Source organism: uncultured Microbacterium sp., from assembly GCF_947632095.1.
Lineage (GTDB): Bacteria > Actinomycetota > Actinomycetes > Actinomycetales > Microbacteriaceae > Microbacterium.
In genome coordinates, this window is sequence record NZ_CANROA010000049.1 from 1 (window position 1) to 13,115 (window position 13,115).

12 protein-coding genes are annotated in these 13,115 nt (G+C 69.2%); 5 read left to right on the top strand and 7 right to left on the bottom strand.

The window, feature by feature from the left end:
- The first annotated feature begins 107 nt into the window (after positions 1-107).
- Positions 108-1,211, top strand: coding sequence for a VanZ family protein (locus Q0Z66_RS10525; RefSeq protein ID WP_298040876.1), 1,104 nt, complete (start codon positions 108-110; stop codon positions 1,209-1,211).
- Positions 1,208-1,900: a GTP pyrophosphokinase family protein gene (locus Q0Z66_RS10530; RefSeq protein WP_298040878.1), complete on the top strand. Its 693-nt coding sequence runs from the start codon at positions 1,208-1,210 to the stop codon at positions 1,898-1,900. The genes Q0Z66_RS10525 and Q0Z66_RS10530 overlap by 4 nt, the downstream gene beginning before the upstream one ends.
- A gap of 12 nt (positions 1,901-1,912) precedes the next feature.
- Here Q0Z66_RS10530 and Q0Z66_RS10535 read toward each other — a convergent pair whose 3' ends face one another.
- On the bottom strand, positions 1,913-3,127 hold the full coding sequence (locus Q0Z66_RS10535; RefSeq protein WP_298040880.1) for an amidohydrolase: 1,215 nt from the start codon (positions 3,125-3,127) through the stop codon (positions 1,913-1,915).
- Between the two features lie 83 nt (positions 3,128-3,210).
- Between Q0Z66_RS10535 and Q0Z66_RS10540 the strand changes: the two genes are divergently transcribed.
- Complete coding sequence (locus tag Q0Z66_RS10540; RefSeq protein ID WP_298040882.1) at positions 3,211-4,701, top strand: SulP family inorganic anion transporter; 1,491 nt, start codon at positions 3,211-3,213, stop codon at positions 4,699-4,701.
- 25 nt (positions 4,702-4,726) lie between these two features.
- Here the strand turns inward: Q0Z66_RS10540 and nhaA are convergent, their stop codons facing one another.
- The 6 genes from nhaA to Q0Z66_RS10570 form a co-directional block, all read right to left on the bottom strand.
- Positions 4,727-5,950, bottom strand: coding sequence for a Na+/H+ antiporter NhaA (gene nhaA, locus Q0Z66_RS10545; protein WP_298040897.1), 1,224 nt, complete (start codon positions 5,948-5,950; stop codon positions 4,727-4,729).
- 180 nt (positions 5,951-6,130) lie between these two features.
- Positions 6,131-7,789, bottom strand: a complete 1,659-nt coding sequence (locus Q0Z66_RS10550; RefSeq protein WP_298040884.1) for a glycoside hydrolase family 13 protein — start codon at positions 7,787-7,789, stop codon at positions 6,131-6,133.
- Between the two features lie 37 nt (positions 7,790-7,826).
- The gene (locus Q0Z66_RS10555; protein ID WP_298040886.1) at positions 7,827-8,753 is read right to left on the bottom strand and encodes a 2-hydroxyacid dehydrogenase; all 927 of its coding nucleotides are present in this window, start codon (positions 8,751-8,753) and stop codon (positions 7,827-7,829) included.
- Positions 8,754-8,931: 178 nt separating this feature from the next.
- Positions 8,932-9,639 (bottom strand): phosphoribosylformylglycinamidine synthase subunit PurQ, encoded by a 708-nt coding sequence (gene purQ / locus Q0Z66_RS10560; protein ID WP_298040888.1) that lies wholly within the window; start codon positions 9,637-9,639, stop codon positions 8,932-8,934.
- Positions 9,636-9,884 carry a phosphoribosylformylglycinamidine synthase subunit PurS gene (gene purS / locus Q0Z66_RS10565; protein ID WP_298040889.1) on the bottom strand — a complete coding sequence of 83 codons (249 nt, stop codon included), beginning with the start codon at positions 9,882-9,884 and terminating at the stop codon, positions 9,636-9,638. Before purS ends, purQ begins: the two co-directional genes overlap by 4 nt.
- 72 nt (positions 9,885-9,956) lie before the next feature.
- Entirely contained in the window at positions 9,957-10,487 is a 531-nt protein-coding gene (locus Q0Z66_RS10570) for an adenine phosphoribosyltransferase (RefSeq protein ID WP_298040891.1), read from the bottom strand.
- 74 nt (positions 10,488-10,561) lie between these two features.
- Here Q0Z66_RS10570 and Q0Z66_RS10575 point away from each other — a divergent pair, with 74 nt between their 5' ends.
- Together Q0Z66_RS10575 and Q0Z66_RS10580 are read left to right on the top strand one after the other, a co-directional pair.
- Positions 10,562-12,013: a GH1 family beta-glucosidase gene (locus tag Q0Z66_RS10575; RefSeq protein WP_298040893.1), complete on the top strand. Its 1,452-nt coding sequence runs from the start codon at positions 10,562-10,564 to the stop codon at positions 12,011-12,013.
- 21 nt (positions 12,014-12,034) lie between these two features.
- A complete protein-coding gene (locus tag Q0Z66_RS10580; RefSeq protein ID WP_298040895.1) occupies positions 12,035-13,030 on the top strand; it encodes a LacI family DNA-binding transcriptional regulator in 996 nt (331 codons plus the stop codon).
- Positions 13,031-13,115 lie beyond the last annotated feature (85 nt).

The window sequence follows — 13,115 nt, forward strand, 5'->3', positions numbered from 1 at the left end:
CTGCTCACGGTCAACGGCGTCGGCCGAGCCGCTCGCACCGACCGCATGAACCGCTGACCCGATAGGCTGTGCTGTCCCGCGACCGGTCACCCGGATAAGATCTCCGGGTGACCGGTCAGATGTTCTCGGGGGCTGTCGCGATCGGGCTGGGTCTCGTCGTCGGCTTCCTGCTCTTCGTCCCCTTCGTCGCGATCGCCTATCGGCGCCGCGGGCATCTGTCCTTCGGCCGGCTGCTGCTGTGGGGCGCGGCGCTGATCTACTTCTGGGCGATCTGGACGTACACGCTCCTCCCGCTGCCGGACGGCGACGACATCCGCTGCGTCGGCATGGTGACCGATCCGCTGGAGATCGTGCGCGAGCTGCGCGGAACCCTCTCGCAGGGCTCCCGCTTCGTCAGGGATCCGGCGTTCCTGCAGATCGCCCTGAACGTCGTGCTTTTCCTGCCGCTCGGCTTCTTCGTACGGGTGCTCGGCGGCCGAGGGATCTTCGTCGCGTTCGCCGCCGGGCTCGGGCTCTCGATGTTCGTCGAGACGACGCAGCTGACGGGCGTGTGGGGCCTGTACCCGTGCGCCTACCGGGTGTTCGACGTCGGCGACCTCATGACGAACACGCTCGGCGCGCTCGTCGGCTCGGTCATCGGCTTCATCGTGCCCCGAGTGCATCGCGGGTCGGCGAAGGCATCGGATGCCGACGCTCCGCGTCCGGTGACGAAGGGGCGCCGCGCGCTGGCGATGCTCTGCGACGGGATCGCGTTCGCACTGATCGGCTATGTGGCGGGCGTGGGCGTCGCCGCGGTCCGCCTGTACCTGCTCGAGCTGCCGCAGGATGCGAGCGACGGGACGCTCGTGTCGTTCTGGTCGACGCTCGGCACCGCCGCGATCTGGCTGATCGTCGTGCTCGCCACCGGTCAGACGATCGGCGATGCGACAGTGCGCCTGCGCTACCGGGGCGGACGGGTTCCGCAGCCGATCGCGCGCCTGCTGCGCTGGGCCGCGGGCTATGCGGGGATCTCGCTGCTCGGGCTTTTCGTCCCCCTAGCCGTCCCGGCGCTCGTGTTCGCCAGCATCCTGCTGCTTCTGTTCACCCGGCGCGGCCGGGGCCTGCCCGGTCTCGTCTCGGGGCAGCAGCTCACCGATTCCCGCGAGAAGCCGGCACCGGCGCCCGAGCACTCAGCGGATGCCGAACCCGACCGCGTAACGTCGATGTCATGACGACCATCGAGGTCAGCGAAGACGACATCAGCCAGGCGAAGGAGCTGCGCGATCAGTTCCAGCGTTTCCTGCGCGGGTACGAGTTCGGCATGCGCGAGGTCGAGACGAAGATCTCGATCCTGCGCGACGAGTTCCTCCACGACCACGACTACAACCCGATCGAGCACGTCACGAGTCGGTTGAAGACGCCCGATTCGATCGTCGAGAAGATCGCCCGCAAGGGCATCGAGCCCGACTTCGAGCGCATCCGCGATGAGATCACCGACATCGCCGGAATTCGGGTCACCTGCAGCTTCGTCACCGACGTCTACCAGCTGTTCGATCTGCTCACCGCGCAGGACGACATCACGGTGCGCGTCGTCAAGGACTACATCGCCCAGCCCAAGGCGAACGGCTACCGCAGTCTGCACGCGATCATCGAGGTGCCGGTGTTCCTGTCGACGGGGCAGCTGTGCATCCCCGTCGAGGTGCAGTTCCGCACCATCGCGATGGACTTCTGGGCGAGTCTGGAGCACAAGATCCACTACAAGTTCCAGGGCCAGGTGCCGGGGCACCTCGTCGACAGCCTCACCGATGCGGCGCACGCCGCGGGCGAGCTCGACGCGCGCATGGAGCGCATCCACCGCGAGGCGCACGGCACGCGGCCGGCGCTGCCCGCACCGATCGATCCGCGCATCGTCGAGGTCTGAGCGCCCGCTCTCTCAGGCGAGGAACTCCCGCACGGCGATCGCCATCGCGGCGACGCCCGTCTCGAGCGTCGGGTGGATCTCCGGCGCGTAGTAGGGGGAGTGGTTGGTCGGGATGTCCTCCGCGACGGTTCCGGATGCCTCGGCCGCCGCATACGCTTCCGGGGCCACGCCGCCGAAGAACCAGAACACGAGTGGAACATCCGCGTCGCGGGCGAACCAGGAGACGTCCTCGCTGCCGGTGAACATCCCGGGATCGACGACGGTTCCGGCGCCGAGGTCGCGGTTGATGGCCGCGGTGACCCGGGCCGTTGCGGCCGGGTCGTTGATCGTCGGCGGCAGGGTGTGCGCCGTGCGGAATTCGGGTTCGCGCTCGGCGCCGGATGCTGCGGCCTCGGCTCGCACGATGCGCTCGACGCCCGTGAGGATCTTGTCGCGCATCTCGTCGGTCGAGTAGCGCAGGCTCAGCTCGAGCGTCGCCTCGGCGGGGATGATGTTGTTCTTCGTGCCGGCGTGGATCGAGCCGACCGTGACGACGCCGACCTCGCGCGGATCGATCTCGCGCGAGGGGATCGTCTGCAGGCGCATCACGGTGGCGGCGGCCATGACGACCGGGTCGATCGTCGTGTGCGGGCGTGAGCCGTGACCGCCGCGACCGTGCAGGGTGACGGTGATCCCGTCGGCGGCGGCCATCTGCGGGCCGGGCCGCATGCCGATGATCCCGGCGGGAAGCGGCGTGACGTGCTGGCCGAGCACGATGTTCGGGCGGGGCACGCGCTCGAGCAGCCCGTCGTCGAGCATGGCGCGGGACCCGGCGCCGTACTCTTCAGCGGGCTGGATGATCACGACCAGGGTTCCCGACCACTCCTCGCGTTCGGCGACGAGGCGCTCGACCGCGCCGATCATCGCGGTCACGTGCATGTCGTGGCCGCAGGCATGCATCACCGGGACGGTGTTCCCCGCCGGGTCGATGCCCGTCACAGTGCTGGAGTACGGGAGACCCGTGAGCTCCTCGACCGGGAGGCCGTCCATATCTGCGCGCGCCCAGACGACCGGTCCGTCGCCGTTGCGGAGGACTCCGACGACGCCCGTGATCCCGATCCCCTCCTCGACCTCGAGGCCCAGGTCGCGCAGGTGGCCGGCGGCGATGCCGGCTGTGCGCGTCTCCTGGAAGGACAGCTCGGGATGCCGGTGCAGATCGATGTACAGCGCTTCGAGGTCGATGCTCATGGCCACGACTCTAGTGTCGACCGCCCCGCGGCTACAGTTGATCTGCCTCCCGTCTTCGTCGAGGCATCCCCTTTGGAGCATCCATGACCATCGACGACCGCACCCGCTACCGGCCGAATCCCTCCGTCCTCACGGCGCTGAAGACCCCGCGCATCCTCACCCGCGAGGTGCTCGCGGGGCTCGTCGTGGGGCTCGCGCTCATCCCCGAGGCGATCGCCTTCTCGGTGATCGCGGGCGTCGACCCGAAGGTCGGCCTGTTCTCGTCGTTCATCATGGCCGTCTCGATCGCGTTCCTCGGCGGACGCCCCGCGATGGTCACCGCCGCCACCGGCGCCGTCGCGCTCGTCATCGCCCCGGTCGCCCCGACCTACGGCCTCGACTACTTCATCGCGACGGTTCTGCTCGCCGGCGTCTTCCAGATCCTCCTCGCGGTGCTCGGCGTCGCGAAGCTCATGCGCTTCATCCCGCGCAGCGTCATGACCGGGTTCGTCAACGCCCTCGCGATCCTCGTGTTCATCTCGCAGGTGCCGCACATGTACGACGTGCCGTGGCTCGTGTACCCGCTCATCGTTCTCGGCATCCTCATCATGGTCTTCATGCCGAAGATCACGAAGGTGATCCCGGCGCCCCTCGTCTCGGTCATCATCGTCACCGCCGTCGTGCTCGCGTTCGCCCTGAAGGTGCCGACGGTCGGCGATCAGGGAGAGCTGCCGCGGAGCCTGCCCGAACTGTTCATCCCGAATGTGCCGTTGACCTGGGAGACCTTCACGATCATCGCGCCGTTCGCGCTCGGAGTCGCACTCGTCGGCCTCATGGAATCGCTCATGACCGCGAAGCTCGTCGACGAGATCACCGACACCCACTCCCGCAAGACCCGCGAGGCGTGGGCGCAGGGCGCATCGAACATCCTCTCGGGCATCTTCGGCGGTATGGGCGGCTGTGCCGTGATCGGGCAGACGATGATCAACGTGAAGTCGGGGGCGCGCACCCGCATCTCGACGTTCTGCGCCGGGATCTTCCTGTTCCTGCTCGTGGTCGTCTTCGGAGACTTCGTCGCGACGATCCCGATGGCCGCTCTCGTCGCCGTGATGATCATGGTCTCGATCGGTGCGTTCGACTGGCACAGCATCCGGCCCGCGACCCTCAAGCGCATGCCGAAGAGCGAGACGTTCGTCATGGTCGCGACGGTCATCATCGTCGTGCTCACCGAGAATCTCGCGATCGGGGTCGTCATCGGCGTTCTCATCGCCTCGGTGCTGTTCGTGCGCCGCGTCGCGCACGTCGTGACCGTCACCCGGGTGCTCGGCGACGACACGGTGCATTACACGGTCGACGGGCAGCTGTTCTTCGCCTCCAGCAACGACCTCACGACCCAGTTCGAGTACACGGCGGACCCGCAGCACGTCGTGATCGACATGTCGCGCTCGCACGTGTGGGATGCGTCGACCGTTGCCGCGCTCGACGCGATCGAGACGAAGTACGCCCACCACGGCAAGACCGTCGAGCTCATCGGCCTCAACGACGCGAGCGGCGTGTTCCACGGGCGGCTGAGCGGCGGCTTCCCGCCCGCGTGACGGCCGATGAAAGCGCCCGCCGGCCTCAGGGCTCCGGCGTCATCGAGGACTGCCGACGGTAGCGCCGGTTGCGGATGCTGAGAAGAACGGATGCCACGACCGCCGCGATGACGGATGCCGTGAGGATCGCGACCTTCGCGTGATCGTGCGCCGGGCTTCCCGGTGCGAAGCTCAGCTCGGCGACGAGGAGCGACACCGTGAAGCCGATTCCGGCGAGCATCCCGATCCCGGCGATGTCGACCCACCGCAGAGCCGGGTCGAGGCCGATGCGCCGCACCCGGGTGATGACCCAGGTCGCGAGCGTGATGCCGAGCGGTTTTCCGACGACGAGAGCGACGACGATGCCGAGCACGACAGGGTCGGCGAAGGCCGAGACGAAGCCCTCGCCGCCGCCGATCGCGACGCCGGCGGAGAAGAACGCGAAGATCGGTACCGCGACTCCGGCGGACAGCGGACGGAAACGGTGCTCGAAGACTTCGGCGAGCCCGGGTCCGTTCTCCGAGGCGCGGTCGGCCTTCTTATGCAGCACGGGAATCGTGAATCCGAGGAGCACCCCGGCGATTGTCGCGTGGATGCCGGAGGCATGGAGCAGGGCCCAGGCGACGACGCCGATCGGCAGGAGGATCAGCCAGGCGGCCGTCGGGCGCAGATGGAAGAACGTGCGGAACCGCTGCGCGATCAGGCCGTAGACGGCGATCACGGCGAGCGCGAGCAGCAGAGGCGTGACGGCGATGCTCTCGGTGTAGAAGACCGCGATGATCGTGATCGCGATGAGATCGTCGACCACGGCGAGGGTGAGGAGGAAGATGCGCAGCGCGCTCGGCAGGTGCGAGCCGATCAGTGCGAGCACGGCTACGGCGAACGCGATGTCCGTGGCTGTGGGGATCGCCCACCCCCGGGATGCCTCGGCGTCGCCTGTGACGATCGCCGTGTAGATGACGGCGGGCACGATGACTCCGCCGACGGCAGCCGTGATCGGGATGACGGCCGTGCGGAAGCGGCGCAGGTCGCCGGCGACGAACTCGCGTTTGAGTTCGAGGCCGACGAGGAAGAAGAAGATCGCGAGCAACCCGTCGGCGGCCCAGGCGCCCAGGCTCAGACGCAGATGCCAGGGCTCGTACCCGATCTCGACGTCGCGCAGGGCGAAGTACGAGTCCGCCCAGGGCGAGTTCGCCCACACGAGGGCGAGGGCGGCGAAGGCCACGAGGAGGATGCCGCCGACGCTCTCCTTGCGCAGGATCTCGCCGATGCGCCGCGATTCGCCGAGGGATGCGCTCGGGAAGGTGTCGGGGTCGTGCTGGGGGAGAGGGGGAGTCGGGGCCACGGGAGGAACTCTCTGTCGTCGGAAAGGACACCGTCGACCAGGCTTCCCGACACTCCGTCCACCACTGTACCCGGCAGCCGCGTGCTTCCGTGCCGTTCATCCGGCTCAGTCGATGATGAACCAGGCCGCCGTGTCTGTCGGCAGCGCAGTGCCTTCGAACGGTTCGCTCTGGGTCAGGAATGTCACATCACCGAGCTCGATCGGCTCGGCGCCGAGGTTCGCGACGACGTGCAGGTCGCCGCGGCGGAACGCGATCGCCTCCTCTCCGCGGTCCTCCCAGACGAGCGATCCGACACCCAGTGCCCGCTCGCGGCGCAGCCGCAGCAGCGTCCGGTAAAGATGGAGAGTGGATGCCGCATCCGCCGTCTCGGCATCGCGCGCGAACCGCGCCCACTCCTCCGGCTGCGGCAACCACGAGGCGCCGGTGTCGTTGAAGCCGTAGGCGGGGGCATCCGCCTCCCAGGGGATCGGCACGCGGCATCCATCGCGTCCGTACCGCTCGCCCTGCGAGCGGAACCATGTCGGATCCTGCCGCAGGTCGTCGGGGATCTCCATCGCCTCGGGAAGCCCGAGCTCCTCGCCCTGGTAGAGGTACGACGACCCGGGGAGCGCGAGCATCACGGCTGTGGCCGCGCGGGCGCGGGAGAGCCCGACGGCCGGATCGGGCTTGCCAGCCGAGAGGGGGCCGAGCCCATCGCCCTGCGGGTTCTCGACCGTCACCGCCAGACGCGTCGCGTGCCGCACGACATCGTGGTTCGACAGCACCCACGTGCTCGGGGCGCCGACCGCCCCGAACTCCGCCAGCGATTCGCGGATCACGTCGCGGATGCTCGCGGCATCCCACGCGGTCATCATGTAGGGGAAGTTGAACGTCTGGTGCATCTCATCGGGACGCACCCACAGCGCCGTCTGCTTCAGCGTCGGAAGCCACGCCTCGCCGCAGAGGGCCCGGTCGCCGTCGTACTCGGCGAGCACCCGATGCCAGTCGCGGTAGATGTCGTGCACGCCGTCCTGGCCCCAGTACGGCACATCGGCTTCGCCGCCGCCCATCGAATCGGCCTCGAGCGGCGGCATGTAATCGGGCAGCCCGTCGGTCTTGATCATGCCGTGCGCGACGTCGACCCGGAAGCCGTCGACGCCCCGGTCGAGCCAGAACCGCAGCACCGAGCGGAACTCCGCCCGCACCTCGGGGTTCGTCCAGTCGAAGTCGGGCTGGGTGACGTCGAAGATGTGCAGGTACCACTGGCCCGGCGTGCCATCGGCCTCGACGACGCGCTCCCACATGCCGCCGCCGAAGACGCTCTCCCAGTTGTTCGGCGGCAGGTCTCCGTTCTCGCCGCGGCCGTCGCGGAAGATGTAACGGGCGCGCTCGGGGCTTCCGGGCCCGGCTGCCAGGGCCTGCTGGAACCACGGATGCCGGTCGCTGGAATGGTTCGGGACGAGGTCGACGATGACCCGGATGCCGCGGGCATGCGCCTCGGCGAGCATCGCATCGAAGTCGTCGAGCGTGCCGAACAGCGGGTCGACGTCGCGATAGTCCGCGACGTCGTAACCGGCGTCCTTCTGCGGGCTCGTCATGAACGGGCTCAGCCAGATCGCGTCGACGCCCAGCTCCTCGAGGGCCGCGAGACGGCTCGTGATACCCGGAAGGTCGCCGACGCCGCTCCCCGTCGAATCCGCGAACGATCGCGGATAGATCTGGTAGATCACGGCGCTGCGCCACCACTGGGCGCCGGGGGCTGCGAACTGCTCGAGGCCTGTCATGCCGATGAGCCTAGGGCACCCGGCGCCGCGATGGGGCTCAGCCGGGGATGACGATGTTCGCGGGGGTCTCGCCGCGCAGCATCCGCTCGATCTGCTTGCGGATCAGGCGGGCGATGCGCGGGTTCATCGCGGTGGACGCGCCGCCGATGTGCGGCGAGATGAGCACGCCGGGCGTCGACCACAGCGGATGGCCCTCCGGAACCGGTTCCGGGTCGATCACATCGAGCGCCGCCCGGATGCGGCCGTTCTCGGCGACCAGGGCGTCGGTGTCGATGAGGGTTCCGCGGCCCACGTTGACGATGAGCGCACCGTCGGGCAGCAGCGACAGCATCCGCTCGTCGAAGAGCCGGTGCGTCTCCGCACCGCCGGGAAGTGCGAGGATCACGATCTCCGCATCCGGGAGCAGGCCCGCGAGCTCGTCGATCGCATGCACCTGCACGCGGCCGAGACGCTCGTGCCAGACCGGGCGCGCGGTGCGCGCGACGACTGTCAGATCGATCTCGAACGGTTCCAGGCGCAGGGCGATCGCCTCGCCCACTCCGCCGAATCCGACCAGCAGAACCTTGCGATCCGCCAGGCTCTCGGCGAAGACCGGCGACCACTGGCCCTGCTGCTGGGCCAGCACGAAACGGGGGAACTGCCGCTGAGCGGCCAGCGTCAGCGCCAGCGCGATCTCGGCGGTCGAGGTCTCGTGCACGCTCGAAGCGTTCGCGAACGGGATGCCCGCCGGCAGAGCATCCGCGACCCCGTCGTAACCGATCGACTGGCTCTGCACGAGGCCGACATCGACGCCCTCGAGAGCGCCCAGCACCTTCGTCGCACCCATGTACGGCGGCACGACCATGTCGATGCGCTCGCGCGGGGCCGGGGACGTCATGTCCCAGATCTCGAGCTCCGCGCCCTCGGGCAACGGGCCGACGTTCTCGGCGAGGCGGGCGGTGGGAACGGTGACGAAGAGGCTCACATCCCGAGCCTATCGAGCCGGGTGGGCGTTGCGCCCGACGGAGGTTGTTGCCCGTGGCGGAGGTTTCGCGGAAGAACCTCCGCGGTGCGCAACAACATCCGCTGCGTGCAACAGACGAAGACGCCCGGGAACGACGAAGGGCCGGATGCTGAAGCATCCGACCCTTCGTAGAAGAACTTTAGGCGGCGACGCGGGCGACCGCGGCGATCGCGCTCGTGAAGAACGCGAGACCGTCGGTGCCGGAGCGCATCGCGGAAGCCGTGTCGGGGCCGAAGCCGGCCTCGGTGGCGTGCTCGGGGTGCGGCATGAGGCCGACCACGTTGCCCGCGGCGTTCGTGATGCCGGCGATGTCGCGCAGCGAGCCGTTCGGGTTGACGCCCGCGTAGCGGAAGGCCACGAGGCCCTCGCCCTCGAGGCGGTCGAGCGTCTCGTCATCGGCGATGTAGCCGCCCTCGCCGTTCTTCAACGGGATGACGATCTCCTGGCCCTGCGCGAACTCGTTGGTCCACGCGGTCGAGGTGTTCTCGACGACGAGCTTCTGGTCGCGGCGGACGAAGTGCTGGTGGTCGTTGCGGATCAGTCCGCCGGGCAGCAGGTGCGCCTCGACGAGCATCTGGAATCCGTTGCAGATGCCGAGCACGGGCATGCCCGCGGCGGCGGCCGTCTTGACCTCGGCCATGATCGGCGAGAGCGCGGCGATCGCGCCGGAGCGCAGGTAGTCGCCGTAGCTGAAGCCGCCGGGAAGGACGAGGGCGTCGACGCCCTCGAGGTCGTGGGAGCCGTGCCAGAGGGCGACGGGCTCGGCGCCGGCGAGACGCACGGCGCGCTGCGCGTCGCGGTCGTCGAGGGATCCGGGCCAGGTGATGACCCCGATGCGCACGGTCATTCGACGACCTCGATGCCGACGACGTCTTCGATGACCTGGTTCGACAGGACCTCTTCGGCGATCTTCTTCGCCTCGGCGAGGGCCGCGTCGGTGACCTCGCCGTCGACGGTCAGCTCGAAGCGCTTGCCGATGCGGACATCGCTGAAGCTCGTCACACCGAGGCGGGCGAAAGCGCCGGAGACGGCCTTTCCCTGCGGGTCGAGCAGCTCGGACTTGGGCATGACGTCTACGACGATGGTCGGCATGGGAGGCTCCGGATTTCGCGGGAAGGCGGGCACGCCCAGTCTAGTGCGACGACCGGGCGTGCCGATCCGCGTTCAGGAGTGGAAGACGGTGTGCAGATCGCCGATGAGCTCGCGGCCGCCGAGGCCGTCGATCTCGAAGAGCACCGAGATGCCCGCGACGTGCGATCCGAGGCGCTCGATGAGCTGGCGGCCGGCGGCGAGGGTTCCTCCGGTGGCGAGCACGTCGTCGATGAGGAGGACGCGGGATCCTGCGGGGATGTCATCGTGCATCTCGATCGTCGCGGTGCCGTATTCGAGGGCGTAGTCGACGGATGCCGCGGGGCGCGGGAGCTTGCCGGCCTTGCGGATCGGGATGAGGCCGACGCCGGCGGAGAGCGCGGCGGCGCTGGCGATGAGGAAGCCGCGGGCCTCGAGGCCCGCGATGTAGTCGAACTTCCCGGCGAAGGGCTCGATGATCGCCTCGACGGTGGCGCGCAGCGCCTCGGCGTCGGCGAGCAGCGGTGTGATGTCGCGGAACAGGATGCCGGGCTGCGGGTAGTCCGGGATGCTGCGGATCAGTGCTTCGGCGCGGGCGAGAGCGGGGGAGAGTTCAGGGGAGGGCACTGCTCGATGGTACCCGGGGTGCCTGTGAGGCCCTTCCCCGCAGGCGTCTCCCGGTCTACGCTGGGAGCGCTCCCATGATCGCCGTCGACGACAGGACGCCCACGATGCCCCGCAGTTTCCCCGATGACTTCCTCTTCGGAGCGGCCACCGCCGCCTATCAGATCGAGGGCGCGGCCCAGGAGGGCGGCCGCACCGACTCGATCTGGGACGCCTTCGCGCGCGTTCCCGGAGCGGTGATCGGCGGAGATGACGGAGCCAAAGCCTGCGACCACTACCACCGCTACCGCGACGACGTCGCCCTGATGAAGAACCTCGGGCTGCAGACCTACCGGTTCTCCACCTCGTGGTCGCGCGTGCGTCCCGACGGGGGAGCGGTGAACCGGGAGGGCGTCGACTTCTACAGCCGTCTCGTCGACGAACTGCTCGGCGCCGGCATCCTGCCCTGGCTCACGCTCTACCACTGGGATATGCCGCAGGTGCTCCAGGAGCGCGGCGGCTGGACCGAGAGGGACATCGTCGAGCGTTTCCGCGACTACGCCGCCACGGTGCACGATGCGCTCGGCGACCGGGTGAAGGTGTGGACGACGCTGAACGAGCCGTGGTGCTCGTCGTTCCTCTCCTACACGGGCGGCGAGCACGCCCCCGGGCATCAGAGCATCGCCGAGGGGCTGCTCGCCGCCCACCATCAGCTGCTCGCGCACGGTTCTGTGATCCGGGATCTGCGCGGCCGCGATGCGACGCTCAACCTCGGCATCACCCTGAACCACACGGTCGCCGATCCGGCCGATCCCGAGAACCCCGCCGATGTCGATGCCGCGCGGCGGGTCGACGGGCAGTTCAACCGGTGGTTCCTCGACCCGATACACCGGGCCGCGTACCCGGCCGACATCATCGAGGACATCCGCGCGGTCGACCCGGACGCGGTCTCCCGCTTCGAGGAGGCGATCCACGACGGCGACCTCGAGCTCATCGCGCAGCCCATCGACACCCAGGGCGTGAACTACTACCACGGTGATCTTCTCGCCGGCATCGCCCCCGAGCATCCGCCGGTCTCGGGAACCCCCGGAACGTCCCGGCAGGTTCGCAGCCCCTACCCCTCGGATGCCGGCATCCACGCCATCGAGCGGGGGCTCCCGCGCACGGCGCAGGGATGGGAGATCCAGCCCGAAGGACTGACCCGCCTTCTGCGCCGACTTTCGGACGAGTACACCGCCGAGCGCGGAATCGCCCTCTACGTCACCGAGAACGGGGCGGCCTTCGACGATGTCGCAGCCGCCGACGGCAGCGTCCACGACGACGAGCGCGCGGCTTTCGTGCGCGCCCACCTGGGGGCGGTTCTGGATGCCGCGGATGCCGGCGTCGACGTGCGGGGCTTCTTCTACTGGTCGCTCATGGACAACTTCGAATGGGCGTGGGGCTACGACAAGCGCTTCGGGATCGTGCGGGTCGACTACGACACCCAGCAGCGCACGATCAAGCACAGCGGTCACGAGTACGCTCGCATCATCGCCGCACGCTCCCTCTGAGCCCGGCGAGGAGGGAGAGTCGTGGCGGTACGGGCGACCATCGAAGAGGTCGCGGCCGCGGCCGGAGTCTCGCGCTCGACCGTCTCGCGCGTCGTCAACGGCGCGAGCGCGGTGAGCCCCGAGGCCGTCGCCGCGGTGCGCGCCGCGATCGAACGGCTGGGCTACGTGCCCAACCGGGCCGCCCGGTCCCTCGCGTCGCGCCAGACGCACGCGATCGCGCTGATCGTCCCCGAGGACACAACGCGCTTCTTCGGCGACCCCTTCTTCGCCGAGATCGTCGCCGGCATCACGGGCGCGCTCGCCGGATCCGACTATCTGCTGAACCTTCTGGTCGCGGGCGACGACCCGCACGGCAAGATGACCGGCTTCGTGCGCAACGGCGGCGTCGACGGCGCGCTGATCGTCTCGCACCACACGGATGATGCGTTCGTGGAGCGCATCGCCGATGCGGTGCCCGTCGTGTGGGGCGGACGGCCCGCGCGCCAGGGGGCGAGCGAGTTCGTCGTCGACGTCGACAACGTCGCCGCGGCGCGCACGGCGACCGAGCACCTCATCGCCAGGGGATGCACCCGCATCGCAACGATCACGGGGCCCGATTCCATGCTCGCCTCCGTCGACCGGATTGCGGGTTTCCGCTCCGCGCTGGCGGATGCCGGACTCGCGCCCGTCGGGGAGGAGGCCGGTGACTTCTCCGAGAGGAGCGGGGCGGATGCTGCGCGCCGACTGCTCGCGAAGGAAACGCCGGACGCGATCTTCGTCGCGAGCGACCTCATGGCGCGCGGAGCCCTCGGCGTGCTGCGTGCAGCCGGGCTCCGCGTGCCCGAGGATGTTGCGATCATCGGCTTCGACGACTCCGCCATCGCCGTCGCGACCGATCCTCCGCTGACGACCGTGCGCCAGCCCATGTACGCGATGGGCGAGACCATGGCCGGCGTGCTCATGGCGCGGCTGCGCGGCGAGGAGCCGCCATCGGTCACGATCCTCGGCACCGAACTGGTGGTACGGGCCTCGGCGTGACGCCTGGGCGTCAGCGCGCGAGTTCCGCCGTCAGCGTGTTGTTCCACGGGTCGGTGAAGGTCAGCGTTTTCCCGTCGTCGGCGAC

Bases quoted from the DNA above. Each gene is read 5' to 3' on its own strand.
- purS (WP_298040889.1), bottom strand. From the start codon at position 9,884: ATGCCGACCATCGTCGTAGACGTCATGCCCAAGTCCGAGCTGCTCGAC.
- Q0Z66_RS10540 (WP_298040882.1), top strand. From the start codon at position 3,211: ATGACCATCGACGACCGCACCCGCTACCGGCCGAATCCCTCCGTCCTC.
- Q0Z66_RS10550 (WP_298040884.1), bottom strand. From the start codon at position 7,789: ATGACAGGCCTCGAGCAGTTCGCAGCCCCCGGCGCCCAGTGGTGGCGC.
- Q0Z66_RS10535 (WP_298040880.1), bottom strand. From the start codon at position 3,127: ATGAGCATCGACCTCGAAGCGCTGTACATCGATCTGCACCGGCATCCC.
- purQ (WP_298040888.1), bottom strand. From the start codon at position 9,639: ATGACCGTGCGCATCGGGGTCATCACCTGGCCCGGATCCCTCGACGAC.
- Q0Z66_RS10575 (WP_298040893.1), top strand. From the start codon at position 10,562: ATGATCGCCGTCGACGACAGGACGCCCACGATGCCCCGCAGTTTCCCC.
- Q0Z66_RS10530 (WP_298040878.1), top strand. From the start codon at position 1,208: ATGACGACCATCGAGGTCAGCGAAGACGACATCAGCCAGGCGAAGGAG.